Genomic DNA, 25,764 nt, shown 5'->3' with positions numbered 1-25,764 from the left:
CAAAAAAGAAAGAGCCGCCCAGACAAAAAAAATCAGGTGGGACGGCAGTACTCTTCCTAAAACCAAAGGAGCAAATCACGATGCGCGTGATGAAGTGGAGCATGATCGCCCTGGCTGTTTCAGCAGGCACCTCGCAGTTCGCAATGGCATCCGCTCAAGATGATGCCAAAGGCTTTGTTGAAGACAGCACCTTCAGCATCAACACTCGCCTGCTGAACTTCCGCCGGGACAACCGCAACAACGAAACCGGCCAAAGCTACAGCAATGAAACCGGCCTGGGCTTCAACGGCCTGTACCAATCGGGCTTCACCCAGGGCACCGTGGGTGTGGGTGTTGACGTGATTGGCCTGCTGGGCGTGAAGCTGGACAGTGGCAAAGGCCGTAATGGCACTGGCTTGTTCCCCGAAGGCTCGGACGGCCGCTCGCAGGATCAATACTCCAAGGGCGGCGGCGCCATCAAGTTCCGCCTCTCCAATACCGTGCTGAAAGTCGGTGACCAGTACACCACCGCACCGGTGTTCGCGTCCGACGACAGTCGCTTGCTGCCGGAGCTGCCACAAGGTATCTCGCTCGTCAGCAACGAGATCAAGGACCTCAAGCTCGAAGCCGGTCACTTCACCTCCAGCGTTGCCCAGGCCCAGACCTTCAAGGACAGTATCCTCGACTTCCCTGAAACCTCCCGCGGCATCAAGCAAGCCAACTTCGTGGGTGGCACCTACGGTTGGACGCCTGAGTTCACCACCAGCCTCTACTACTCGAAAGTCGAAGACTACTGGCGCAAATACTACGCCAACGTCAACTGGACCCACGCCCTGGGCGCTGACCAGTCGGTGGCTGTCGACTTCAACATCTACGACACCAAGAGCGAGGGTGCCGGCCTGCAACGCGCCTACAAAGACGACGTTACCAAAATCGACAACCGCGCATTCAGCTTGCAGGGTGCCTACACCATCGGTGCGCACACCTTCACCCTGGCAGCGCAGAAAGTCACCGGTGATGGCGACTACGCCTACGGCATTGATGGCGGTGGCACCGTCTTCCTGGCCAACTCCGTCGCGCGTTCCGACTTCAACGCCGAAGGCGAGAAGTCGTTCAAGGCTCGCTACGACCTCGACATGGCCACCTTCGGTGTACCAGGCCTGAGCTTCCTGGCAGCTTACGTAACGGGTAGCGGTGCCAACATGGCCACCACCTCGAACGGTAAAGAGTGGGAACGCGACCTCGAAGCCAAGTACGTGATCCAGAGCGGCCCGGCCAAAGACCTGAGCCTGCGTATTCGCCAAGCGACTTATCGTTCGTCTGATGGCGTTTACTACGGTTCTTCGTCTATCGACGAACTGCGCCTGATCGCGCAATACCCGCTGAACATCTTGTAATCAACGATGCCCGAGGGCTTTGGCCCTTAATAAAAAAGCCGCTCACTTTTAATCCGTGAGCGGCTTTTTTATTGCACTTATATTTCTACCGACCAAATAACTAGCAAGCTAGCTATCGAGTTTATTATTGCGCTCAAACTTGACCCTTCAGCCAAGTTTGATCCTCGCTTCGCTTATTACTTGGCAGAGGCTTCCTGCATCACGCGAATAACGCGCTGCGGGAATGGGATATCAATCCCGGCCGCTTTCAAACGATCCCGCGCCAGTTCATTGAACATGAACAGCACGTCCCAATAATCCGCAGTCTTGGTCCATACCCGGAGGGAAACCGTGATGGAACTGTCGCCCAGGGTCGAAATCACGGCAACCGGCTCAGGGTCTGCCAGAACCCGTGGGTCCTTGGCCAGCTCCAGCAACACGGCGCGAGCCTTTTGCAGGTCGGCTTCGTAGTCGACCCCCACGTCAAATATCACCTTGCGGGTCGGCTGGCGATTGGTATTGGTGATAATGCCGTTGGACAAGATGCCGTTAGGCACGATGACCGTCTTGTTATCGCCGGTACGGATCACCGTGTGGAAGATCTGGATGCTATCGACGGTGCCCGAGGTGCCCTGGGCTTCGATCCAGTCACCGATACGGAATGGCCGGAACAGCAGGATCAGCACACCGCCAGCAAAGTTGGCCAGGCTGCCTTGCAACGCCAGGCCGATGGCCAGGGTCGCGGCACCAATTGCGGCAACGAACGAGGTGGTTTCAACGCCGATCATCGAGGCTACGCTGACAATCAGCATCACCTTGAGCACGATGTTCGCAAGGCTGGTCACAAAGCCCTGCAATGCCAGGTCGGCATTGCGCAGGGCCAGCAGGCGCCCTACCTTGTGAGTCAGTTTGTTGATCAGCCACCAGCCAATGGCCAGGGTCAGCACCGCCAGCAATACCCGGCTGCCGTATTCCATGATCATGGGGACCCAGGCTTGGGAAGCCTTGATCAATTGATCTACTTCAGCGTTCAAGTCCATCTAGATTCTCTCTGTTTACCGAACTGCAATATAAGTCGCCACAGCAATTGAGCCCCGAAGGGCTCAATCGTTTCTGCAGAGGCTGGGGCGTGGGACGTCGAAAACCCCTACGGGTTCCCCAAAACCGGATCAGTCGCGAAAGTTATTGAACTGCAGCGGCATATCGAAGGTCTTGGCGCGCAGGGCGGCAATCGCGTCCTGCAAGTCATCGCGCTTCTTGCCGGTGATACGCACCTGCTCGCCCTGGATCGCGGCCTGGACCTTGAGCTTGGCATCCTTGACGTGGGCCACGATTTTCTTCGCCAGCTCCTTGTCGATACCTTCCTTGAGCACGGCTTCCTGTTTCATCAACTTGCCCGAAGCATAGGCATCCTTGACTTCAAGGCACTGCACATCGATCTTGCGCTTGACCAGGGCCAGCTTGAGGATCTCGATCATCGCTTCGAGCTGGAAGTCGGCTTCAGCGGTCAGGTTGACCGTCAGTTCCTTTTCCTTGAACTCGAAGCTGCCCTTGCCTTTCAAGTCATAACGACGGTCCAGCTCCTTGACGGCGTTCTCGACGGCGTTGGTGACTTCGTGCTTGTCCAGTTCAGATACCACGTCGAACGACGGCATGTAGTTTCTCCAATAAAAAAGGGGCGCGGCTCAGTAGAGATGGAGCGCGCCTGGCTTGCGGGTAAAATGCCGGGGCATTATAACGACTCTTTACCCCGAGCTGCTTGGCTCACCCAAAGGCCGACGGAGCAAAATTGATGTCCACCCCCTGGCATATCCTCGGCGCAGGCAGTCTCGGCACATTATGGGCCACACGCCTGGCCCGCGCCGGCCTGCCCGTCACGCTGATCCTGCGGGATCAGGCGCGCCTGGCCAGCTACCGGGCCTCTCCCGGGCTGACCCTGATCGAGCAGGGGCATGCCCAGGTTTATCCGGTGATTGCACAAACATCCGACAGCCTCGAGCCAATTGATCGCCTGCTGGTCGCGTGTAAAGCCTACGACGCACCTGGCGCCGTCGCACAACTGGCCCGACGCCTGACACCCAACGCCGAGCTGATCCTGCTGCAGAACGGCCTGGGCAGCCAGGATGCGGTTGCCGCCCAACTGCCCCAGGCGCGCTGTATCTTCGCCTCCAGCACCGAGGGTGCATTTCGCCAGGGCGATGGCAGCGTGGTCTTCGCCGGCCATGGTTTTACCTGGCTGGGTGACGCCACCCATCCCACGGCGCCGCTGTGGCTGGACGACTTGCACGCTGCCGGCATTGCGCACCAGTGGAGCACCGACATCCTCACGCGCCTCTGGCGAAAACTGGCCCTCAACTGTGCAATCAATCCACTGACCGTGCTCTATCAATGCCGCAATGGCGGGCTGCAGGCGCATCAATGCGAGGTGGCAACCCTGTGTGCCGAACTCGCCGAACTGCTGGCATGCTGCGGCCAGCCTGCGGCGGCCGAGGACCTTCAGGCTGAAGTGGAGCGGGTGATCCAGGCGACGGCAGCCAATTTCTCGTCGATGTATCAGGATGTGGCCAACGGGCGGCGCACCGAGATCAGCTATCTGCTCGGCCATGCCTGCCAGGCGGCCTTGCGCCATCGCCTGAGCCTGCCACACCTGCAACAACTACATGTGCGCCTGGCCGGCGACCTGGACGCACGCGGATTGCCCAGCGACTGAGGCACGCGCTACCCTGCCCACTTGATCCTTGCCTGCGAACAACCTGATGCCACTGCGCCAGCGTCTCGAAAATCTCCCCGTTGGGCAGAAACTGCTGGCGGCCCTGCTGGTACTGCTGACCACCGTGCTGCTGGTGGCCAACCTGACCTTTATCAGCGCCGCCTACTGGATTTCCCAGGAAAGCATGGCCCCCCAGGCGTTGCAGGCCATTGGCCGGCTGGTTTCCAACCCGGCCCTAGCCGCGCAAGCCCTGGACTCTCCCGCCGAGGCCGACGCCCTGCTCAATGAGCTGACCAGCTATTCGCCACTACGGGCCGCAGCCCTGTACGACGCGCAAGGCAATCGCCTGGCGCAGCTACAACAGGGTGACCGCCTGCAACTGCCGACGCACTATCGCGATATCGAAGCCTGGCGGATCACCGAGTTTCGCAGTAACCAAGTCATCACCCTGCCCCGCCCCGGCCTGCCCTCGGGGCATCTGCTGCTGGTGGCCAGCAGCGAACTGCCGGTTGCCTTCTACACCGGCACCCTGACCGCCAGCCTGGGTATCCTGATTTTCAGCATCCTGCTGTGGATGGTCATTGCCCGGCAAATCAAGCGCCTGATTACCCGCCCCATCCACGAGTTGGAAGAGTTGTCGCGCCAGGTGACCCGCGAAGAGAACTACGCCCTGCGGGCCAGTCGCGGCAACCATGACGAAATCGGCAGCCTGGCCGAAGCGTTCAATACCATGCTGTCGCGCATCGAAGCCCGGGAGCAGCAGCTCAAGCGCGCACGGGACGATTCCCAGGCCGCCTATGACCAGGCCCAGGGCCTGGCCGAGGAAACCCGGCATACCAACCGCAAGCTGGAGCTGGAAGTGCAGGTGCGCAGCAAGATCGAGAAAAAACTCACCGGTTTCCAGAATTATCTCAACAGCATCATCGACTCCATGCCCTCCGCCCTGATCGCCCTGGATGAGCAACTCTACGTCACGCAATGGAACCAGGAAGCCAGCGCCCTGTCGGGCACACGCCTGGACGAAGCGCTGAACCAGCCGATCTTCCTTGCCTTTGAACCGCTCAAGCCCTACCTGCCCCAGCTCAAGGCTGCGGTGGAACAACACACCGTGGAACGCATCGAGCGCGTCACCTGGGTCAAGGACGACGAACCCAAGCACTATGCCCTGACCTTTTACCCGCTGATGGGCGGCGCCGGGCGCGGGGTGGTGATCCGTATCGATGACATCACCCAGCGCCTGTCCCTTGAAGAGATGATGGTGCAATCGGAGAAGATGCTGTCCGTTGGCGGGCTGGCGGCGGGCATGGCCCACGAGATCAACAACCCCCTGGGGGCGATCCTGCATAACGTACAGAACATTCGCCGGCGCCTGTCGGCAGAACTGCCGAAAAACCTGGAGCACGCCGAGCAGGTGGGCGTGGAACTGGAAACGGTCAACCGCTACCTGCAAAGCCGTGAAGTGCCGCAACTGCTTGACGGCATCCAGCAAGCCGGGGCCCGCGCGGCAAAAATCGTCACCCATATGCTCAGTTTCAGCCGCCGCAGCAACCGCCAGATGGCACCGTGCGATCTGCCGGCGCTGATCGACCAGGCCGTGGAGATTGCCGGCAACGACTTCGACCTGGCCATCGGTTTCGACTTCAAGGGCCAGGCGATCACTCGCCAGTTCGACCCGTTGCTGGGCCCGGTCCCAGGCACCGCCAACGAGTTGGAACAGGTACTGCTCAACCTGCTGAAAAACGCCGCCCAGGCCATCCACCTGCGCGAAGACGACAGCGAGCCGGGGCGCATCATCCTGCGCACCCGGCTCAACCCGCCCTGGGCCGAGATCCAGGTGGAGGACAATGGCATCGGCATGAGTGAGAACGTGCGCAAACGCACGTTCGAGCCCTTCTTCACCACCAAGGAGATCGGCCAGGGCACGGGGCTGGGCCTGTCGGTCTCGTACTTCATCATCACCAACAATCACAAGGGCCAGATGGAGGTTCACTCCACCCTGGGCCAGGGCACCTGCTTTACCTTGCGCCTGCCGTTGGCCGGCAGCCAGCTTGCCCCCCACGAACTGACTCAACTGGAGCACTGACCATGGGCTTTCGCCTGTCGAAAATTTACACCCGTACCGGCGACAAAGGCGAAACCGGCCTGGGTGACGGTCGCCGCGTGCCCAAGGATCACCCCCGGGTGGAGGCGATCGGTGAAGTGGACAGCCTCAACAGCCAACTGGGCCTGCTGCTGGCCGGGCTTGAGGAGCAAAGTGGCCAGCATCCAGCCCTGAAGGATGTGATCGAGGTACTGACACCCTGCCAGCATCGACTGTTTGACCTGGGGGGCGAGTTGGCGATGCCGGTCTACAAGGCACTTAATGCGGGCGAGGTGGACCGCTTGGAAGCCGCGATTGATCGCTGGAATGAAGAAGTCGGGCCATTGGAAAACTTCATCCTGCCCGGCGGTTCGGCGCTGATTGCCCAGGCCCATGTATGCCGCAGCCTGGCCCGCAGCGCCGAGCGGCGTTGCCAGCAATTGAATGCGCTGGAACCGTTGGAGGGGGTGGGGTTGGCGTATATCAATCGGTTATCGGACTTGCTGTTTGTGGCAGCGAGGGTGATTGCCCGGCGGCAGGGGGTTGCGGAGATTTTGTGGCAGGCGGCGGCCAAGCCGCACTGAGATTCTGCGGGGTTTTGTATTGCCTGATGGGACCTCATCGCGGGCAAGCCCGCTCCCACATTTTGATGTGTGAATACATTCCAATGGACTGCCCCCGAAAAGTTGGACAGTTTCAGCTAGCAGCCTCAGCAGCATGAGTCCTGTATTTCACAGGGCTCATGCCATTGAGCTTTAGCTTGATGCGGTCATGGTTGTAGTAGTGGATGTACTCGTCCAGACCGGCTTTCAGTTCCTCAGCGCTCTCGAAACGCTTCAGGTAGAAAAACTCGGACTTAAGCGTACCAAAAAAGCTCTCCATTGCCGCATTGTCCAGGCAGTTTCCTTTGCGTGACATACTCTGCTTCAGCCCTTGCTCTGCCAGCTTGTGGCGGTACTGCGAGTGCTGGTAATGCCAGCCTTGATCCGAGTGAAGCACCAGTTTCGGCTTGTTTTCCAGGCGCTTGAAGGCCTTGTCCAACATGTTGGTGACCAGCCCAAGGCACGGCCTGCTGGCCACTTCGTATGCCACAATTTCGGCGTTGTACAAGTCCATCACGGAAGAGAGATAGACCTTTTTCTGAGCCACTTTGAACTCGGTCACATCGGTCACCCACTTCTGATTCGGGCGCTGCGCGAGGAAGTTTCGCTCCAGCAGGTTGGGCGCGATGAGGCCGACGACGCCCTTGTACGACCGGTACTTTTTGGGCCGTACGAGTGAGCGAAGATCAAGCGCGGCCATCAAGCGTTCTACGACCTTCTTGTTAACCAAGGTGCCGGCGTTGCGGATCACCGCCGTAACACGCCGGTAACCGTAAAGCCCTTTTTCCTCGTGATAGACACGCTGAATCAGCTGTCTTAGGACAGCATGCTTGTCAGGTTTGACCTGCGCCTGGAGCTGGTAATAGAACGTGCTGCGAGGCAAGTCCGCCAACTGCAGAACGGCGCCCAAGGGAAACCTGTCCTTGAGCGTCGACACGATCAGGGCTTTTTGGGCCGACTTCGCTCCTGCTCCTTCAGTTCTTCCAGCTTTTTTAGGTAAGCGTTCTCCATACGCAGCCACTCAAGCTCAGCCAGCAACTGGCCGCGGCTTTTATCGGTGTCATCGGACGTCGTAGGTTTGATGGGGTAAGGCTTTTTCGACATGGCAGTAGGTTTTCTTCTCTTGGGAGCAGGTAAAGCCGGACTCCCACTGTAGTACTGCCGTGCCCAAATGCCTATCTGCGAGGACTGACCGAGGCCGAAATGGGCGGCGGTCTGGCGCGAGGAAAGCTGATGCTTGTGCATGTACTCAAGGACTGAGCGCTTGTAGGTCGCACTGTACCGCTGGCCTGGTTTGCGCAGGCTGAACTGACCATGCTTCTGAAAAGCGCAGACCCAGCGCCGCAGCAGGCTGAAGTCCACTGCAAATCGCTGAGCTACTGTTCTGAATCCTTTGCCATCCTCCAGGTAGGCCTGGACGGCGGTGAGCTTGAATTGATCTGAATACTTGCTCATGTGAACACCCCAAGAAATTGGATTTGTGTCCAACTTCTTGGGGGCAGTCCACAATGTGGGAGCTGGCTTGCCTGCGATGGGGCCAGCACTGACGACTCATACCTCAGGCCAGAACGCCCGAATCCCCGCAACACCCTGCGCCCCGCTCTCCCAGGCCTTCTGCCGCTCGTCAGGCCCAACCCCACCCAACAGGAACACCGGCTTGCTGAAGCCCTTGATCAACTGCGCCGCCTGCTCCCAACCCAAGGGTTGCGCATCGGGATGAGTCTGGGTCGGCTGCACCGGCGACAGGGTGACAAAATCCACATCCATCAATTCGGCCAGTGCCAGTTCCTCAGCATTGTGGCAAGACGCCGCCAACCAGCGGTCCTTGGGCAGCGGCCGGCCCTTGCTGGCGTACTTGCGCAGTTGCGCCGAGGTCATGTGCCAGCCCGCCGCAGGGAAGTCACCGAGCCATTCAAATGGCCCCTTGAGCATCAATTGCGCCTTGCCAGCACACAGGCCCACGGCGTCCACCGCCAGGTCGCGGTACTTGGGGTCGTAGCCATTGGGCGCGCGCAGCTGGATCAGCTTGATGCCACCGGCAATGGCTTTCTGGATACCACGCAACAGCACCGGGGTTTCCAGTTCGCCCGGGGTAATCAGGTAGTCGGCGGGCAAACGCGCAGCCGCAACGATGGGCGCGTTGGCCGCTGGAAATTCGTAGTTCTGCAAGTCCCGTGGCGCGACCCATTCCAGGGGCTGCCCTTCCGCGCCATGGGGCTCGCCGGTAAACGCCGAGACCTCCCAGACATCCAACAGCACCTGCTTGTCCGGGTAATCATGCTGGACCTGGATCAACGGCCGCGCCGTGGTGACCTGGATGCCCAACTCCTCTTGCAGCTCTCGCCCCAGTGCAGTGACAACCGACTCATCGGCCTCCACTTTGCCACCGGGAAACTCCCAGAGGCCGCCCTGGTGCTGGGTATCTGCACGACGCGCCAGCAGAATCCGGCCATCGGTACCGCGAATGACTGCGGCTGCTACATGAACTCGTTTCACGGTATTACGTCCTCTAAGCCGGCGCCTGCCGGGGCATTGCCAATGCCCCGGGCAGGTATCAAGTACGGTATTCGGCGTTGATCTTCACGTATTCGTGGGACAGGTCGGTGGTCCAGATGGTTTCGCTGCACTCACCACGACCCAGCTCAATACGGATGGTGATTTCCTCCTGCTGCATCACCGCCGAGCCCTGGGCTTCGGTGTAGGTCTCGGCACGGGCGCCACGGCTGGCGATGCACACATCGCCGAGGAACACGTCGATCTTGCTCACATCCAGGTTCGGCACGCCGGCACGGCCAACCGCCGCGAGGATCCGGCCCCAGTTCGGGTCGGACGCAAACAATGCGGTCTTGATCAGTGGCGAGTGGGCCACGGTGTAGCCGACGTCCAGGCATTCCTGGTGATTGCCGCCGCCGTTGACTTGCACGGTGACGAACTTGGTCGCGCCTTCGCCATCGCGCACGATGGCCTGGGCCACGTCCATACACACCTCAAATACCGCCTGCTTCAACGCTGCGAACAGCGGGCCGTTGGACGAGGTGATTTGCGGCAGGTCGGCTTTACCGGTGGCAATCAACATGCAGCAGTCGTTGGTCGAGGTATCACCGTCGATAGTGATGCGGTTGAACGATTTGTTGGCGCCATCGAGCATCAGGTTTTGCAGCACGTCACGGGAGACATTGGCGTCGGTGGCGATGTAGCCGAGCATGGTCGCCATGTTCGGACGGATCATGCCCGCGCCCTTGCTGATGCCGGTCACGGTCACGGTCACGCCGTCATGTACGAACTGACGGCTGGCGCCCTTGGGCAAGGTGTCGGTGGTCATGATCCCGGTGGCCGCGGCCGCCCAGTTATCCACCGACAGGTCGTCCAGCGCGGCTTGCAGGGCGCCTTCGATTTTTTCCACGGGCAACGGCTCGCCGATCACCCCGGTGGAGTACGGCAGCACCTGGCTGGCATCCACACCGGTCAACTCCGCCAGCTTGGCACAAGTGCGCGCGGCAGCGGCCAGGCCAGGCTCGCCGGTGCCGGCGTTGGCATTGCCGGTATTGGTCAGCAGGTAACGCACCGGGCCTTCGACCCGTTGCTTGGCGAGGATCACGGGCGCGGCGCAAAACGCGTTCAGGGTGAACACGCCCGCGATGGTCGAGCCTTCGGCACAGCGCATCACTACCACGTCCTTGCGCCCGGGACGCTTGATACCGGCCGAAGCGATACCGAGTTCAAAACCGGCAACCGGGTGCAACGTGGGCAAAGGACCAAGACCAACAGCCATGAATGCGCTCCTTAACGATGTGATGTCTGCACCGTCGTCGTCGACGGTGAATAAATGGCAAAACGCCGCGACGGCTGATGCCGGTCGCGGCGCGGGGTATTGCAGCGTCAGGCAAAAATCTTAGTTGATTTCGCCGTGGCAGTGTTTGAACTTCTTGCCCGAACCGCACCAGCACGGCTCGTTGCGGCCCAGCTTCTGCTCGTTGCGCACCGGCGCCTGGGCCAGGGCCACATCGACCTCTTCGCCCAGCACTTGCGGCGACTCAAGGCCTGGCGCTTCGTCATGCTGGAACTGCATGCGCGCGGCAAGGGCTTCGGCTTCCTGACGCAGACGGGCTTCTTCCTCGATCGGGTCTTCGCGGCGCACCTGAACGTGGGACAGCACACGAATCGAATCGCGCTTGATCGAATCCAGCAGCTCGGAGAACAGCGTGAACGACTCGCGCTTGTATTCCTGCTTCGGGTTCTTCTGGGCGTAGCCACGCAGGTGGATACCGTGACGCAGGTGGTCCATGGTCGACAGGTGGTCTTTCCACAGGTCGTCCAGCACGCGCAGAACGATTTGCTTCTCGAAGGTGCGCAGCGCTTCGGCACTGGCTTGCTCTTCTTTCTCGTTGTACGCGGCCAGCAGTTCGGCCATCAGTTTTTCGCGCAGGGTCTCTTCGTACAGGTGATCGTCTTCGTCGAGCCATTGCTGGACCGGCAAGTCGACACCGAAGTCGCTCTTCAACGCCGCTTCCAGGCCGGCAACATCCCACTGTTCAGGCAGGGACTGTGGCGGGATATGGGCACTGACGGTGGCGTTGAGCACGTCCTGGCGGAAGTCGGCGATGGTTTCGCCAATGTTGTCGGCGGCCAGCAACGTGTTACGCATGTGATAAATCACTTTACGCTGTTCGTTGTTGACGTCATCGAACTCCAGCAGTTGCTTACGAATGTCAAAGTTACGGCCTTCGACCTTGCGCTGGGCCTTTTCGATGGCGTTGGTCACCATGCGGTGCTCGATGGCTTCGCCAGACTGCATCCCCAGGGCCTTCATGAAGTTCTTCACCCGATCCGAGGCAAAGATACGCATCAGGCTGTCTTCCAGGGACAGGTAGAAACGGCTGGAACCGGCGTCACCCTGGCGACCGGCACGGCCACGCAACTGGTTATCGATACGCCGCGATTCGTGGCGTTCGGACGCGATCACCTGCAAACCACCGGATTCCAGCACCGCTTGGTGACGTTTCTGCCAGTCGGCCTTGATCTGGGCGATCTGCTCAGGGGTCGGGTTGTCCAGGGAGGCCACTTCCACTTCCCAGTTGCCGCCCAACAGGATGTCGGTACCACGACCGGCCATGTTGGTGGCGATGGTCAGCGCGCCTGGACGACCGGCCTGGGCAATGATCTCGGCTTCTTTTTCGTGGAACTTGGCGTTGAGGACCTTGTGCTCGATCCCTTCCTTGTTGAGCAGGTTCGACATGTGCTCGGAGGTTTCGATGGTTGCCGTACCCACCAGGACCGGACGGCCGTGGGTCATGCATTCCTTGATATCGGCGACGATGGCCGCGTATTTCTCGTCCGCGGTCAGGAACACCAGGTCGTTGTAGTCTTTACGCGCCAGTGGCTTGTTCGGCGGGATGACCATCACCGACAGACCGTAGATCTGGTGGAACTCGAACGCTTCGGTATCTGCGGTACCGGTCATGCCGGACAGCTTGTTGTACAGGCGGAAGTAGTTCTGGAAGGTGGTCGAGGCCAGCGTCTGGCTCTCGGCCTGGATATTGAGCACTTCCTTGGCCTCGATGGCCTGGTGCAGGCCTTCGGACAAACGACGACCGGGCATGGTACGGCCGGTGTGCTCGTCGACCAGTACCACCTGGCCGTCCTGGACGATGTATTCGACGTTGCGGTGGAACAGCTTGTGGGCGCGCAGGCCGGCATACACGTGGGTCAGCAGGCCCAGGTTGTGTGCCGAGTACAGGCTTTCGCCTTCGGCCAGCAGGCCGATCTGGGTCAGCATTTCTTCGACGAACTGGTGACCGGCTTCGTTGAGCTCGACCTGGCGGGTCTTCTCGTCGATGGAGTAATGACCTTCTTTGGTCACCACGCCTTCCACTTCCTCGATATGTTGCTCAAGGCGCGGGATCAGCTTGTTGATCTCGGTGTACAGGCGCGAGCTGTCCTCGGCCTGGCCGGAGATGATCAGCGGGGTACGGGCTTCGTCGATCAGGATGGAGTCGACTTCGTCGATCACGGCAAAGTTGAGTTCGCGCTGGAATTTTTCTTCCATGCTGAACGCCATGTTGTCGCGCAGGTAGTCGAAACCGAATTCGTTGTTGGTGCCGTAGGTAATATCGGCAGCGTAGGCGGCGCGCTTCTCTTCCGGCGGCTGGAACGGCGTCACGACGCCGACGCTCAGGCCGAGGAACTCATACAACGGGCGCATCCAGTTGGCGTCCCGGCGGGCCAGGTAGTCGTTCACCGTCACAACGTGCACGCCCTTGCCGGACAGTGCATTGAGGTAAACGCCCAGGGTTGCCACCAGGGTCTTGCCTTCACCGGTACGCATTTCGGCAATCATGCCTTCATGCAGGGTCATGCCGCCGATCAACTGGACGTCGAAGTGGCGCATGCCCATCACCCGCTTGCCGGCTTCGCGGGCGACCGCAAAGGCTTCGGGCAGCAGCTTGTCGAGGGTTTCACCTTTGGCTATGCGGGCCTTGAACTCTTCGGTCTTGGCGCGCAATTGCTCGTCCGACAGGGCAACCATCTGCTCTTCGAAGGCATTGACCAGCTGCACCGTCTTGAGCATGCGTTTGACTTCGCGCTCATTCTTGCTTCCAAAAAGTTTCTTTAACAAAGGCGCAAACATATCGGCAGGTTCTTCCACACATTAGGGATGAAGGGGCGCCCCGTAAGTCGCCCGAGCAGCCCTCACGGCCGCATGCGAACGAGCATTCTACCCGGAAACGAGGGTGAGGAAAGTGGCGTTGTTCCACGATGCAGGCACAGCGTTCCGGGAGGGCTTGTTTAAAATAAGGGCTTTTTGCTGAACTTCAACCCATTCGAGCGAGAAGTTACTTATTGATTTAATGGATAAACTGCTGACAAAGCAATGACCACGGTGCCGCACACGCTTTCTGCTACCATGGCGGCTCTGTTACCTAAGGTGTCTAGATCATGGCATTTCGCCCTCTTACGGCCCGTGCTCCCGCCGTGTTGCTGCGCGAAGCCAAGCCTTTAAAAGCCATCTTTGGCCATGCGCAACGCCTGGGCCATCTGCAACGCCTGCTGGAAAGCCAACTGCAACCTGCGGCCCGCGAGCACTGCCATGTGGCCTCGTGGCGCGAAGGCACGCTCCTGCTGATCGTCACCGACGGGCATTGGGCGACCCGCCTGCGCTACCAGCAAAAACGCCTGCAGCGCCAGCTACAGGCGTTTGAGGTATTTGAGAGCCTGCTGCGCATCCAGTTCAAGGTCCAGCCACCCACCGTGCCGCAAGGTGCGGTGGGCCATACCATGGATTTGTCGGTGAATGCCGCCGAAACCATCCAGGCGACGGCGGACGGGATTACAGATCCGAAGTTGCGCGCGGCGCTGGAGCGCTTGGCCAGTCATGCCAAGCCCAAGGCCTGAAAACTGCACAACCTAAATAGTGTAGGAGCGGGCAAGCCCGCTCCCACATTGAGTTGCATAGACCTTGATGGCTACTTGCGCTTGCTACCGCCAAGCAAAGACCCCAGCAGCCCACGCACCAACTGACGCCCCATCTGGTTGGCCGCCTGCTGCATCGCTGACTTGAGGGCCTTGCCCGCAGCCGTGCCCAGGAACGCCCCGGCCTTGTCGGTGAAGCTCGGCTCTTCAGCGGCAGGCGCGGCCCCCTCCTCTGGCCCCAGCGCCTTGCGGGCCATCAGCACCTCATAGGCTGACTCCCGATCAACCGGCTTATCGTAGCGCCCCAACAGCGACGAACTGGCGATCAATGCCGCGCGCTCGGCGGCGGTCAACGGCCCGATCCGCGATTGCGGCGGCGCGACCAGCACCCGCTGGACCACCTCTGGCGTACCTTTTTCCTGCAGCGTGCCCACCAGCGCCTCACCCGTACCCAGCTCGGTCAACACCGCCAGCGCATCGAACGCCGGGTTAGGCCGGAAACCATCCGCCACCGCCCGCAGGGATTTTTGCTCCTTGGTGGTAAACGCCCGCAGCCCATGCTGGATCCGCAAGCCCAACTGGGCCAGTACGTTGTCCGGCAAGTCGCCCGGCGACTGGGTGACAAAATACACCCCCACGCCTTTGGAACGAATCAGCCGTACCACTTGCTCCAGGCGGTCCTGCAAGGCCTTGGGGGTATCGGCAAACAGCAAATGCGCCTCGTCGAAAAACAGCGCCAGCAGCGGCTTGTCGGCGTCGCCGCGCTCCGGCAACTGCTCGAACAACTCCGCCAGCAACCACAGCAGGAAGGTCGCGTAGACCTTGGGCGACTCGTGCACCAGGCGGCTGGCATCCAGCAGGTGAATACGCCCCCGCCCATCGCTGGCCGGTTGCAGAATATCTTCCAGTTGCAGCGCCGGCTCGCCGAACAGGGCCTCGGCGCCCTGCTGTTCCAGCACGGCCAGGCGCCGCAGCAAAGCCTGGCTGGAGCCGGTGGTCATCAGGGCCGCATCTTCACCCAACAGCTCGGGATGGAACTTGAGGTGATTGAGCAGGGCCTTGAGGTCCTTGAGATCCAGCAGCAGCAAGCCCTCGCGATCGGCCACTTTAAACGCCGCATATAACGTCGACTGCTGGCTGTCGGTCAGTTCCAACAGACTGCCCAGCAACAGTGGGCCCATTTCACTCAAGGTTGTACGAAGCGGATGACCGGACTGACCGTGGATATCCCACAACGTTACCGGATACGCCTTAGGCGCGTAATTCAGGAACGGCATGCCGGCAATACGCTCGGCCACCTTGCCTTGAGGGTTACCCGCGGCACCCAGGCCACACAGGTCACCTTTGATATCTGCGGCGAACACCGCGACCCCGGCATCGCTGAATGCCTCCGCCAGCCGCTGCAACGTCACGGTCTTGCCCGTACCCGTGGCACCGGCGATCAGGCCATGGCGGTTAGCCAGGCGCATGGCCTGGGCGATAGGTTGGCCTTCGAGGTCTGCGCCAATAAGAAGTTGCGAGGAGTCAGGCATTTTGTCACCCATGATTAATCTTTAGCGCTGCACGGTCGATACAGACAAAGCGAGAGACCCAAAAAGTCTAAAAAAGTTAGACCAGATAATTCCTGCAGGAGCAGATGGAAATATCACACTTTATTTAACGCTGCCATTTGTGCGTTTCCATAAAAAACGCGCCTCGGACATTAAGACCTTAGCGGACACGACAAGCCATGAATAAAAATCTGCGCTTCAGCCACAAAATCCTGCTTGCAGCCGCCCTTATCGTCATTGCCGCATTTGCGTTGTTCACGTTGTATAACGACTACCTGCAACGCAACGCGATTCGCGACGACCTCGACAGCTATCTACATGAAATGGGCGACGTCACCGCCAGCAATATCCAGGGCTGGCTGACCGGACGCATTGTCCTGGTGGAAAACGCCGCCCAGAACATCGCCATCAACCCCGAGCCGACAGTGGTCGCCAGCCTGCTGGAGCAGAAAGCCCTGACGTCATCGTTCATGGCCACCTACCTGGGTGACAGCAAAGGCGGCTTCACCATTCGCCCCGATGCCAAGATGCCCGACGGCTTCGACCCCCGCGCACGCCCCTGGTACAAGGGCGCCCAGGCCAGCAATGGTTCGACCTTGACCGAACCCTATATCGACGCGGCCACTGGCCAGTTGATCATTTCCATCGCCACCCCCAGCAGCAAGGCCGGGCAAAGCGTCGGCGTGGTGGGCGGCGACCTGAGCCTGCAAACCCTGGTGGACAACATCGGCGCGCTGAACTTCGGCGGCATGGGCTATGCGTTCCTGATCAGTGCCGACGGCAAGATCCTGGTCCACCCGGACAAAAGCCTGGTGATGAAAACCCTGGGCGAGGCTTACCCGAACCAGCCCATTAAAATCAATACTGACTTCAACGAAATCGAGACCGGCGACAAAACCCGCATCGTCACCTTCGCCCCGATCAAGGGCTTGCCGTCGGTAAACTGGTATGTCGGTCTGTCGGTAGATAAAGACAAATCCTTCGCCATGCTCCGCGAATTCCGCACCTCAGCCATCATTGCCACCGTGATTGCCGTGGCGATCATCATCGCGTTGCTGGGCATGCTGATCCGCGTGTTGATGCAGCCGCTGCATATCATGACCCGGGCCATGGAAGACATTGCCGATGGTGAAGGCGACCTGACGCGCCGCCTGACTATCCAGAACCATGACGAATTCGGCATCCTCGGCAAAGCCTTCAACCGCTTTGTGGAGCGGATTCATACCTCGATTCGCGAAGTCTCCTCCGCCACCGGCCAGGTCAATGAAGTGGCACTGCGCGTGGTCAGCGCCTCCAACTCGTCGATGGTCAACTCCGACGAACAGGCCAACCGTACCAATAGCGTCGCCGCGGCGATCAACCAGTTGGGTGCCGCCGCCCAGGAAATTGCCCGTAACGCCGCCCAGGCCTCGCACCAGGCCAGCGATGCGCGCCACCTGGCCGAAGATGGCCAGCACGTGGTGGAGCGCAATATCAAGGCCATGACCCAACTGTCCGAGATGATCAGCGCCTCCAGCAGCAATATCGAGGCACTCAACAGCAAGACCGTGAATATCGGGCAGATCCTTGAAGTGATCACCAGTATTTCCCAGCAAACCAACCTCCTGGCGCTCAACGCGGCCATCGAGGCGGCGCGAGCCGGGGAAGCCGGGCGCGGGTTTGCGGTAGTGGCCGACGAGGTGCGCAACCTGGCCCATCGCACGCAGGAATCGGCGCAACAGGTGCAAAAGATGATCGAGGAGCTGCAAGTCGGCGCCCGGGAGTCGGTCAGCACCATGAGCGAAAGCCAGCGCCACAGCCTCGACAGCGTGGAGATCGCCAACCTCGCCGGCGAACGCCTGAGCAGCGTGACTCAGCGCATCGGGGAGATCGACGGCATGAACCAATCGGTGGCCACCGCGACTGAAGAGCAGACCTCGGTGGTGGAGTCGATCAACATCGATATCACCGAAATCAATACGCTCAATCAGGAAGGCGTGGAAAACCTGCAATCCACCTTGCGCGCCTGTTCCGACCTGGAGCAGCAGGCGGCGCGCTTGAAACAACTGGTGGGTAGCTTCCGTATCTGATGTAGGAGCTGTCGAGCCCGAGCGAGGCTGCGATAGCGCCCACATTCAACCTGCGTTGTTTGTGTCAGGGCCGGGCTTGTCGTACGGCTCTGACGCTTCCTGCAACTGCTCCCACAACCGGGCGGCATCGGGGAAGTCCGTGCCGTCCTCGGCATCCAGGGCATCCGGGTCATAGCGGCTCAAGCAGCCCTCACCCAAGGTGGCGGGTGCCTTGGACGTGGCTTTATCCAGGGGATCAGCCATGGTTCGATCCTCGTAGTTGATACATATAAAAAGGGCCTGGGGTGATTTAACGCCCAGGCCCTTTTTACTTCAACCCGAAACCGCCGATCAGAACACCACGGTCTTGTTGCCGTGCACCAGCACGCGGTCTTCCAGGTGATAGCGCAGGCCACGGGCCAGGACCATCTTCTCGACGTCACGCCCGAAGCGCACCATGTCTTCAATGCTGTCGCTGTGGCTGACGCGTACCACGTCCTGTTCGATGATGGGACCTGCGTCCAGCTCTTCGGTGACGTAGTGGCAGGTTGCACCAATCAGCTTCACGCCGCGCAGGGAGGCCTGGTGGTACGGCTTGGCCCCGACAAACGACGGCAGGAAGCTGTGGTGGATGTTGATCACCTTGCCTGCATAGGCGCGACACAGTTCCGGCGGCAGGATTTGCATGTAGCGCGCCAGTACCACGACGTCGGCTTCATGCTGCTCGACCAGGCGCGAGACTTCAGTGAAGGCCGGCTGTTTATTCTGCGAATCGACCGGCACGTGGTAGTACGGAATGCCATGCCACTCCACCATGCTGCGCAGGTCGTCGTGGTTGGAAATCACACAGGCGATCTCACAGTCCAACTCATCGCTGTGCCAGCGGTGCAGCAAGTCCGCCAGGCAATGGGATTCGCGGCTGGCCATCAGCACCACGCGCTTTTTCTGTTCGGTGTCGGTGATGCGCCAGGTCATGGAAAACTCTTCGGCGATAGGCGCAAATGCCTCGCGAAACGCCTCCAGGCCAAAGGGCAACGTGTCGGCACGAATTTCGTGGCGCATGAAAAACCAGCCACTGAGATTGTCCGAGTGATGGCTCGCTTCGGTGATCCAGCCGTTGTGGGAGGCCAGAAAGTTACTGACTTTAGCGACGATACCAACCCGATCCGGGCAAGCAATCACCAGACGAAAAGTGCGCATTAGGGGCAAACTCCAGAACTTCGCAAAGGCCGCCATTCTAGCGACACCGTAGAAAAACTGCAGTATTCCTCAACGCTTATTCGAGCGATTCCTTGCGGTGCCCCTAAACAGCATAAGGTTTTTACCTGAGCACTATGTCAACCCAAGCATCTGTTACCGCAATTAGCCTAGATCTAATGAGAATATCTTTAGCCGGTTGAGCGTACTAAAAAATGCATTCCCGGCTTTCCCCTAGAAACAACCAAAGTAAATTACGTAAAACCGAGCTTAAATGTTTACTTGGGGAAACTGTCTGACTATTATTAAGCCACTATCCCTGTCCCTCAGCGCCCCTTATAAGGTAGTCCACATGTCCCTGATCAACGAATACCGTGCCACCGAAGAAGCGATCAAAGAGCTGCAAGCCCGTTTGAAGAACCTGTCCCAAGACGACAAACTGCAAACCGAGCTGGAATTCGAAGGCAAATTGCGCACCCTGATGGGTGAGTACTCCAAATCCCTGCGTGACATCATCGCGCTGCTGGATCCAGAATCGAAAGTTAAAGCACCACGCGGCGCCGTAAAAGTTACCGGCACCAAGCGCGCGCGCAAGGTCAAGCAATACAAAAACCCGCACAACGGCGAAGTGATTGAAACCAAAGGTGGCAACCACAAGACTCTGAAAGAGTGGAAAGCCAAGTGGGGCGGTGACGTGGTTGAAGGCTGGGCCACCCTGCTGGGCTAAGGCTCGCCAGGTCGTCACCTGATTCGTGACACACTAAAAAACGCCAGCTTGCTGGCGTTTTTTTATTGCCCGCTTTTATGAAAGACCGATTACAGGCTCAGGCGCTGGCATAAAGCGTCAGCATATTCCTGCCACTCATCCAGCACCTGACGCTGAAACGATGTAGCACTAGCGTCCAATTCATGCCTGGCCTTATTAAAACTCTCCAGGGTATTGGGCGCACCGTAATCTGCATCTGACAAGCGTTGCTGACAGAATAATTTCCAGCGTTGTTGCTCTTCACTGTCCAGGGTGGACGTAAAGTTACGGGCACGATAGCGAAACAATAATTCCGGCAAACGATGATCATCGAAAGGCCATTGCTGGCGTGCTAGTTGCGCCGGTTCTGCGCTGCGCACTTGTTCACATAAACGCCGATCCCGATCACCAATAAAACCATCGTAGAGCTGCTGCTCCGGGTCGGCGCTCGCAGCAAAACCTTCTTCGGCATAAATCGCCGGCAATTTATCCCGCCAAAGTTCCTGTGCGTCAGTTAGTCGCAGCGCCCGGGCCTGATATTCACCCATGTCCAGGTTCAAACGCTGCTGGTCTTGCGCCCGCAACACACTCAACGGTGCGACCACCGGGCAACGATTGATGTGCACCAATTTGAGCGGCACCGGTAACTCGCCTTCGGCCAACTCATCGCGCCGGGTATACAGACGCTGGCGCAGGGTATCGGCATCCAGGTCCAGCAGCCCCTGTGGGTCGAGCCCCAGGTCACAGACAATCAACGCGTTGCGATTGCGCGGATGCCAGGCCAGCGGCAGGACCACCCCCAGGTAATGGCGCTCGGCGGAGAAACGCCCGGAAATATGCACCATGGGCTGCAACAGACGGATTTGATCCATGACCCGTTGCTTGCTACGCAGTTGAAACAACCAATCGTACAATTTGGGCTGTTTGTCCCGGACCAGGCGCGCCAGGGCAATGGTGGCACGCACGTCGGCCAAAGCCTCGTGAGCCTGGCCATGGTCAATGCCGTTGGCCGCTGTCAGGCGCTCCAGCTTGAGGGTCACGCGCCCGTCCTGCTCGGGCCAGACGATGCCGTCGGGGCGCAGGGCATAGGCCGTGCGCAGCACATCGATCAAGTCCCAGCGGCTGTTGCCGCCCTGCCATTCCCGGGCATAGGGGTCGAAAAAATTGCGATACAAACTGTAGCGGGTCATTTCATCGTCGAAACGCAGGGTGTTGTAACCCGCGCCGCAAGTGCCGGGGGCCGCCAGCTCGGCATGCACCCGGGTCATGAAATCGGCTTCGGCCAGGCCTTTTTCCGCCAGCTGGCCGGGGGTAATGCCAGTGATCATGCACGCCGCCGGGTGCGGCAGGATATCGTCGCTGAGCTGGCAATAAAGGTTGACCGGCGGCCCTACCTCATTGAGGTCAAGGTCGGTGCGAATCCCGGCAACCTGCAACGGACGGTCGCTGCGCGGGTTGATGCCGGTGGTTTCATAGTCGTACCAGAAGATCGAGGTCACGGGCTATTCCTGTGCTGAAGACCGACAAAGTCTAGGCGCTGGATGCCGCCCGGGGCCAGCGCCATGTGTACTGGATAAATATGCAGTGAAACCTTGGCACATTTTCAGGTGTTACTTCCAGCGACGACACTGCTAGCATCGACCTCTCAATTTGCCGGCTGCCCGATGAGGTTGCCCATGCCCAGCCACGCCGCACTGCCAGGGAACGCAATGCCCACCGTACCATTGGACACCCGCTACCAGATCGAGACCCCGGAAGGCATCGATCTGCCCTTGCGCCCCGCCGGGCTGATGCCCCGCGCACTCGCATTCGGGTTCGACCTGGGCCTGCGCGGCCTGATCCTCGGCATCCTGTTCATCGCCCTGGCCTTTCTCGGCAACCTGGGCATCGGCCTGGGCTCGATCCTGCTGTTCCTCGTCAGTTGGTGGTACATGGTGCTGTTTGAAGTACTCAACCAGGGCTGCTCGCCAGGCAAGCAGATCATGGGCCTGCGCGTGGTACAGGATGACGGCACGCCCATTGGCTGGTCCGCGTCCCTGATCCGCAACCTGCTGCGTTTTGTCGATATGCTGCCGTTCGGCTACTTCCTCGGCGCCATCAGTTGCCTGCAACACCCCCACTTCAAACGCCTGGGCGACATCGCGGCCGGCACCCTGGTGATTTATCGCGAACAGCCCCTGGCCCGTCCCCAACTGCCCCAGGCCCCGGCCTTGCGCCTGCCTTTTGCCCTTGAGCTGAACGAGCAGCGTGCGATCCTGGGTTTTGCCGAGCGCCAGGGTGAACTCTCCACCGAACGGACCCACGAGCTGGCCGCAATTCTGGCCACGCCCCTGCAGGTTTCCCCCGCACGCGCCGTGGAACAGCTCAATGGCGTGGCCCGCGGCCTGTTGGGGCCGACATGAAGCAAAGCCTGTTTGAAACCCGTCACCAGCCGCACTGGCAGGCATTTGCCACGCAACTGGCCCTGCTTGAGCAAGGCAAGGCCAAGGCCCAGGACCTGACGCACTTCCCCCAGGATTACCGCCGCCTGTGCCAGCACCTGGCGCTGGCACAGCAACGCGGCTACAGCAGCTACCTGATCGACCCGCTGCAACAACTGGCCCTGCGCGGCCATCAACAGCTGTACCGCCATCGCAGCCAGCTCGGCGCCAAGGTCCTGGGCTTCCTGCTCGCGGATTTCCCCCGCACGGTTCGTGAACAATGGCGCTTCGTGCTGGTGGCCAGCCTGCTGTTCTTTGGCAGCCTGATCGGCATTGCGTTGCTGGTCTACCTGTTCCCCGACTTGATCTACGCCATCGTCAGCCCCCAACAAGTGACCGAAATGCAAGGCATGTACGACCCCGACGCCAGCCGCCTGGGGCGCGCGGCCGAGCGGGCATCGAGCGAGGACTGGATGATGTTCGGCTACTACGTCATGCACAACATCGGCATCGCATTCCAGACCTTCGCCGGCGGCTTGCTGTTTGGCCTGGGCAGTGTGTTTTTCCTGTTCTTCAATGGCCTGATGATCGGGGCCATCGCCGGGCACCTGACCGAAATCGGCTACGGGCAAACCTTCTGGTCCTTTGTCATTGGCCACGGTGCTTTCGAGCTGACGGCCATCGCCCTGGCCGGTGCGGCCGGCCTGCAACTGGGCTGGGCCCTGATCGCGCCGGGAGCATTGCCCCGGGGTGAGGCACTGCGCCTGGCAGCCCGTAAAAGCGTGCAGATGATCTGTGGCGTGATTGTCTTCCTGCTGATCGCGGCCTTTATAGAAGCCTATTGGTCCTCGACCACCGCCGTGGAGCCCTGGGGCAAATACCTGGTGGGCGCCGCGCTCTGGGCGATGGTGATTGCCTATCTGCTGTTCGCCGGTCGGAGTCGTCATGCGCCTGAGTGACGCCAGTGTGGTGATCCGCCCCCGCACCTCATGGGAAGCCATGGACCTCGGGGTGTTGCTGGCCCGTGAACACCGCGTGCTGTTGATGAGCAGTTGGGCCCTGGTCAGCCTGCCGGTCTTTATCCTGATCAGCCTTGTGCTGTGGGACTACCCGTCTGTCACCATGCTGGTGTTCTGGTGGCTGAAACCAGCCTTTGAGCGCCTGCCGCTGTATATCCTGTCCAAGGCCCTGTTTGGCGAGACACCCACCCTCAAGCAGGCGCTACGCCAATGGCCCCGCCTGCTCAGGGGGCAACTGCTGGCCAGCCTGACCTGGAGGCGCTTTAGCCTCAGCCGCAGCTTTGCCATGCCCGTGGTGCAACTTGAAGGCCTCGGCGGCCAGGCCCGTCAACAACGGCTGGGGGTACTGCTGCAACACAATGGCGGCGCGGCGCGCTGGCTGACGCTGATCGGCATGCACCTGGAAAGCGCGCTGTGGCTTGGCTTGATGGCCCTGTTCTACCTGCTCCTGCCGCAACAGATAGAGCTGGACTGGGACTGGCAGCAACTGGCACTGGCCAGCGACCAGGACTGGCTCTGGCTGGAACACCTGAGCAATGCCTTGTACGCCCTGATCCTGGTGTTCTGGGAGCCGATCTATGTGGCCTGTGGCTTCAGCCTCTACCTCAACCGGCGTACCGTGCTTGAAGCCTGGGACCTGGAACTGGTGTTCCGCCGTTTGCGCCAGCGCCTGGGGTCGGCAGCCGCCGCCCTGCTGCTGGCTGTCGGCCTGCTGCTGATCCCGCCAACGCCCCACGCCATGGCCGATCAACCCGCGCCCGCCAAACCCTTGAGTACGCCGGTCGCCAGCCAGGCGATCAAGCGCCTGCTGGAACACCCCCCGTTCAAGAACCCGGAAACCGTTACCCGCTACCGCTTCGGCGAGGAAAAACCCCTGCACAAACCCAAGACCCCGGGTGATGCCCAGTTACCCGCCTGGCTTAAGTCCCTACTGGACAACCTCAACAGCGACACCTTCAAGGCCCTGGCCCTGGTCATGGAGGTGTTGCTCTGGGGCGTGCTGATCGCCGGCATTGCCCTGGTTGCCTGGCGCTATCGTGACTGGTTACACGCCTTTGTCAGCCGTCGCCGCGCCCCCCGGCCTAGCGTCGACCAGCCCGTGCCGTCACAACTGTTCGGCCTGGACATGGGCGTGGAGACCTTGCCCGAGGATATTGCCAGTACCGCCGAGCAACTGTGGGCCACGCAACCCCGCGAAGCCCTTGGCCTGCTCTATCGCGGCCTGCTTAGCCGATTGCTGCATGACTTCAACCTGCCACTGAAAAACGCCGATACCGAAGGCCAGGTCCTGGAGCGTGTGCGCCACTTGCAACAGCCGCAATTGCTGGCATTCAGCGACGACCTGACCCGGCACTGGCAAAACCTTGCCTATGGCCATCGCACGCCCCCGCCCCTGGCCCAACAACAGCTCTGCAACCACTGGCGCAGCCTGTTCGACAGCGAGGCCACGCGATGAACCGGCCACTGATCTGGGTCGGGCTGATCCTGGCCTGCCTGTTGACAGCCGGGGGCTTCTACGCCTGGCACAGGGCCACGCCCTACGACGAAGTGGTCGACCGTGGCCCATCCCCCGAAGCCCAGGCCAATCCCTACCTGGCAGCGGAACATTTTCTGCGCCAACAAGGCCTGGCCGTCGAGCATGCCCACAGCCTGGAGCGCCTGGCCACCCTGCCTGCCAATGACAACAGCCTGCTGTTGCTCAGCGAGCGCAGCAACATGACCCCGCGCCAGGTTGACCAGTTGCTGGAGTGGACCCAGGCTGGCGGCCATCTGCTACTGGTGGCCGAAGCCATATGGGATGAAGAAACCCAGGACAGTAGCGACCTGCTGCTCAACCGCCTGCAGTTGCGCCAGGCGTTCAGCGACGACTTCGACCAGCCGCCCTCCGCTCGCAAGGGCAAGCAACCGGACCTCACACGGCTCTATGTCGATAACGAAACCGCACCCGCCTTCTTCAGTTTCGACACGGACTTCACACTGATCGACCCCAGGCACCTGGCACAGTTTTCGGCCAACAGCGCCAAGTCCAGCCACCTGATGCAACTCAATCTCGGGCGCGGCCGTGTGACGGTGATCACCGACAGCGAGCTGTGGAAAACCCCGGCCATCGGCTTGCACGACAATGCCTGGTTGCTGTGGTACCTGACCCAGGGCAGCGGAGTCACCCTGCTGTCCAACACCGACGCCGAAAACCTGTTCAGCCTGTTACTGCGTTACTTCCCCCAGGCCCTGCTGGCACTCGCCGCCTTGATCCTGCTGGGGTTGTGGCGAGCCGGAGTACGCCAGGGGCCGATCCAGGCGCCGTCCCCGAAAGCCCGCCGGCAATTGCAGGAACACTTGAATGCCAGTGCCGACTTCCTGTTGCGCCGCAGCGGGCAAAACAGCCTGTTACAAGCCTTGCAGCGGGACATCCTGCGCACCGCTCGCCGCCGCCATCCTGGGTTCGAGCAGCTGGACACCGCCGGGCAATGGCAGGCGCTTGAACGCCTGACCCGCCAACCCGCTTCACTTATCAGCCAGGCCCTCGGCCCACTCCCGGCAAAGCGGCTTTCCAGCGCCGACTTCAGCCGCCAGGTGGCCTGCCTGCAAACGCTCAGGAATGCCCTATGATCCGGCACTTGAAAACCG

Annotated in this window: 21 protein-coding genes and 1 pseudogene; 12 read left to right on the top strand and 10 right to left on the bottom strand. The window is 60.4% G+C overall.

What is annotated here, in order from left to right:
• Positions 1 to 80 precede the first annotated feature (80 nt).
• A complete protein-coding gene (locus tag BLL38_RS07060) occupies positions 81 to 1,376 on the top strand; it encodes an OprD family porin (RefSeq protein WP_076961903.1) in 1,296 nt (431 codons plus the stop codon).
• Positions 1,377 to 1,552: 176 nt separating this feature from the next.
• On the opposite strand, the gene BLL38_RS07055 is transcribed toward BLL38_RS07060, so the two are convergent.
• Positions 1,553 to 2,395 carry a mechanosensitive ion channel family protein gene (locus BLL38_RS07055; RefSeq protein ID WP_076961902.1) on the bottom strand — a complete coding sequence of 281 codons (843 nt, stop codon included), beginning with the start codon at positions 2,393 to 2,395 and terminating at the stop codon, positions 1,553 to 1,555.
• 129 nt (positions 2,396 to 2,524) lie between these two features.
• Positions 2,525 to 3,010 carry a YajQ family cyclic di-GMP-binding protein gene (locus BLL38_RS07050; protein ID WP_057440144.1) on the bottom strand — a complete coding sequence of 162 codons (486 nt, stop codon included), beginning with the start codon at positions 3,008 to 3,010 and terminating at the stop codon, positions 2,525 to 2,527.
• A gap of 137 nt (positions 3,011 to 3,147) precedes the next feature.
• Between BLL38_RS07050 and BLL38_RS07045 the strand changes: the two genes are divergently transcribed.
• The 3 genes from BLL38_RS07045 to BLL38_RS07035 are packed head-to-tail and all read left to right on the top strand — an operon-like array spanning position 3,148 to position 6,729.
• Positions 3,148 to 4,065, top strand: a complete 918-nt coding sequence (locus BLL38_RS07045) for a putative 2-dehydropantoate 2-reductase (protein WP_076961901.1) — start codon at positions 3,148 to 3,150, stop codon at positions 4,063 to 4,065.
• A gap of 46 nt (positions 4,066 to 4,111) precedes the next feature.
• Complete coding sequence (locus tag BLL38_RS07040; RefSeq protein ID WP_076961954.1) at positions 4,112 to 6,148, top strand: sensor histidine kinase; 2,037 nt, start codon at positions 4,112 to 4,114, stop codon at positions 6,146 to 6,148.
• Positions 6,149 to 6,150: 2 nt separating this feature from the next.
• Positions 6,151 to 6,729 (top strand): cob(I)yrinic acid a,c-diamide adenosyltransferase, encoded by a 579-nt coding sequence (locus tag BLL38_RS07035; RefSeq protein ID WP_032862480.1) that lies wholly within the window; start codon positions 6,151 to 6,153, stop codon positions 6,727 to 6,729.
• A 112-nt stretch (positions 6,730 to 6,841) separates the two neighbouring features.
• Here BLL38_RS07035 and BLL38_RS30395 read toward each other — a convergent pair.
• From BLL38_RS30395 to secA, 4 genes are all read right to left on the bottom strand, one after another.
• Positions 6,842 to 8,202, bottom strand: a protein-coding gene (locus BLL38_RS30395) for an IS3 family transposase (protein ID WP_415640219.1) whose coding sequence is annotated in 2 segments (ribosomal slippage) — positions 6,842 to 7,732 and positions 7,735 to 8,202 — 1,359 coding nt in all. Because the reading frame shifts where the segments join, the coding sequence is not laid out codon by codon here.
• A 96-nt stretch (positions 8,203 to 8,298) separates the two neighbouring features.
• Positions 8,299 to 9,243, bottom strand: a complete 945-nt coding sequence (locus BLL38_RS07020; RefSeq protein ID WP_076961899.1) for a Nudix family hydrolase — start codon at positions 9,241 to 9,243, stop codon at positions 8,299 to 8,301.
• Positions 9,244 to 9,301: 58 nt separating this feature from the next.
• Complete coding sequence (gene argJ, locus BLL38_RS07015; RefSeq protein ID WP_076961898.1) at positions 9,302 to 10,519, bottom strand: bifunctional glutamate N-acetyltransferase/amino-acid acetyltransferase ArgJ; 1,218 nt, start codon at positions 10,517 to 10,519, stop codon at positions 9,302 to 9,304.
• Between the two features lie 120 nt (positions 10,520 to 10,639).
• Entirely contained in the window at positions 10,640 to 13,375 is a 2,736-nt protein-coding gene (gene secA, locus BLL38_RS07010; RefSeq protein ID WP_076961897.1) for a preprotein translocase subunit SecA, read from the bottom strand.
• Between the two features lie 308 nt (positions 13,376 to 13,683).
• Between secA and BLL38_RS07005 the strand changes: the two genes are divergently transcribed.
• A complete protein-coding gene (locus BLL38_RS07005) occupies positions 13,684 to 14,139 on the top strand; it encodes a DUF721 domain-containing protein (protein ID WP_076961896.1) in 456 nt (151 codons plus the stop codon).
• A gap of 71 nt (positions 14,140 to 14,210) precedes the next feature.
• Here the strand turns inward: BLL38_RS07005 and BLL38_RS07000 are convergent, their stop codons facing one another.
• Positions 14,211 to 15,689, bottom strand: a complete 1,479-nt coding sequence (locus BLL38_RS07000) for a helicase HerA-like domain-containing protein (RefSeq protein WP_076961952.1) — start codon at positions 15,687 to 15,689, stop codon at positions 14,211 to 14,213.
• A gap of 197 nt (positions 15,690 to 15,886) precedes the next feature.
• Between BLL38_RS07000 and BLL38_RS31855 the strand changes: the two are divergent.
• Both BLL38_RS31855 and BLL38_RS31850 read left to right on the top strand, forming a co-directional pair.
• Positions 15,887 to 16,918, top strand: a pseudogene (locus BLL38_RS31855) (cache domain-containing protein); the annotation flags it as partial.
• Between the two features lie 93 nt (positions 16,919 to 17,011).
• Positions 17,012 to 17,776 (top strand): methyl-accepting chemotaxis protein, encoded by a 765-nt coding sequence (locus BLL38_RS31850; protein WP_373562108.1) that lies wholly within the window; start codon positions 17,012 to 17,014, stop codon positions 17,774 to 17,776.
• A gap of 45 nt (positions 17,777 to 17,821) precedes the next feature.
• Here BLL38_RS31850 and BLL38_RS06990 read toward each other — a convergent pair whose 3' ends face one another.
• Positions 17,822 to 18,019 carry a hypothetical protein gene (locus BLL38_RS06990; RefSeq protein ID WP_076961894.1) on the bottom strand — a complete coding sequence of 66 codons (198 nt, stop codon included), beginning with the start codon at positions 18,017 to 18,019 and terminating at the stop codon, positions 17,822 to 17,824.
• An 87-nt stretch (positions 18,020 to 18,106) separates the two neighbouring features.
• Positions 18,107 to 18,955, bottom strand: coding sequence for a formyltetrahydrofolate deformylase (gene purU / locus BLL38_RS06985; RefSeq protein ID WP_076961893.1), 849 nt, complete (start codon positions 18,953 to 18,955; stop codon positions 18,107 to 18,109).
• A gap of 349 nt (positions 18,956 to 19,304) precedes the next feature.
• On the opposite strand from purU, the gene mvaT reads away from it, so the two are divergent.
• Complete coding sequence (gene mvaT / locus BLL38_RS06980) at positions 19,305 to 19,679, top strand: histone-like nucleoid-structuring protein MvaT (RefSeq protein WP_029295469.1); 375 nt, start codon at positions 19,305 to 19,307, stop codon at positions 19,677 to 19,679.
• Positions 19,680 to 19,768: 89 nt separating this feature from the next.
• On the opposite strand, the gene sbcB is transcribed toward mvaT, so the two are convergent.
• Positions 19,769 to 21,196, bottom strand: coding sequence for an exodeoxyribonuclease I (sbcB, locus tag BLL38_RS06975; protein ID WP_076961892.1), 1,428 nt, complete (start codon positions 21,194 to 21,196; stop codon positions 19,769 to 19,771).
• Positions 21,197 to 21,406: 210 nt separating this feature from the next.
• Here sbcB and BLL38_RS06970 point away from each other — a divergent pair, with 210 nt between their 5' ends.
• Genes BLL38_RS06970 through BLL38_RS06955 form a run of 4 tightly spaced genes read left to right on the top strand, consistent with a single transcriptional unit; the run spans position 21,407 to position 25,746 of the window.
• Complete coding sequence (locus tag BLL38_RS06970; RefSeq protein WP_076961951.1) at positions 21,407 to 22,099, top strand: RDD family protein; 693 nt, start codon at positions 21,407 to 21,409, stop codon at positions 22,097 to 22,099.
• Positions 22,096 to 23,076 (top strand): stage II sporulation protein M, encoded by a 981-nt coding sequence (locus BLL38_RS06965; RefSeq protein ID WP_076961891.1) that lies wholly within the window; start codon positions 22,096 to 22,098, stop codon positions 23,074 to 23,076. The genes BLL38_RS06970 and BLL38_RS06965 overlap by 4 nt, the downstream gene beginning before the upstream one ends.
• Positions 23,063 to 24,592 (top strand): DUF4129 domain-containing protein, encoded by a 1,530-nt coding sequence (locus tag BLL38_RS06960; RefSeq protein WP_076961890.1) that lies wholly within the window; start codon positions 23,063 to 23,065, stop codon positions 24,590 to 24,592. The genes BLL38_RS06965 and BLL38_RS06960 overlap by 14 nt, the downstream gene beginning before the upstream one ends.
• The gene (locus BLL38_RS06955; protein WP_076961889.1) at positions 24,589 to 25,746 is read left to right on the top strand and encodes a DUF4350 domain-containing protein; all 1,158 of its coding nucleotides are present in this window, start codon (positions 24,589 to 24,591) and stop codon (positions 25,744 to 25,746) included. The genes BLL38_RS06960 and BLL38_RS06955 overlap by 4 nt, the downstream gene beginning before the upstream one ends.
• The last annotated feature ends 18 nt before the right edge of the window (positions 25,747 to 25,764 follow it).

Source organism: Pseudomonas gessardii (genome assembly GCF_001983165.1).
Lineage (GTDB): Bacteria > Pseudomonadota > Gammaproteobacteria > Pseudomonadales > Pseudomonadaceae > Aquipseudomonas > Aquipseudomonas gessardii.
Note: the sequence above shows the minus strand (reverse complement) of the source record. Positions and strands in the feature narration are given on the sequence as shown.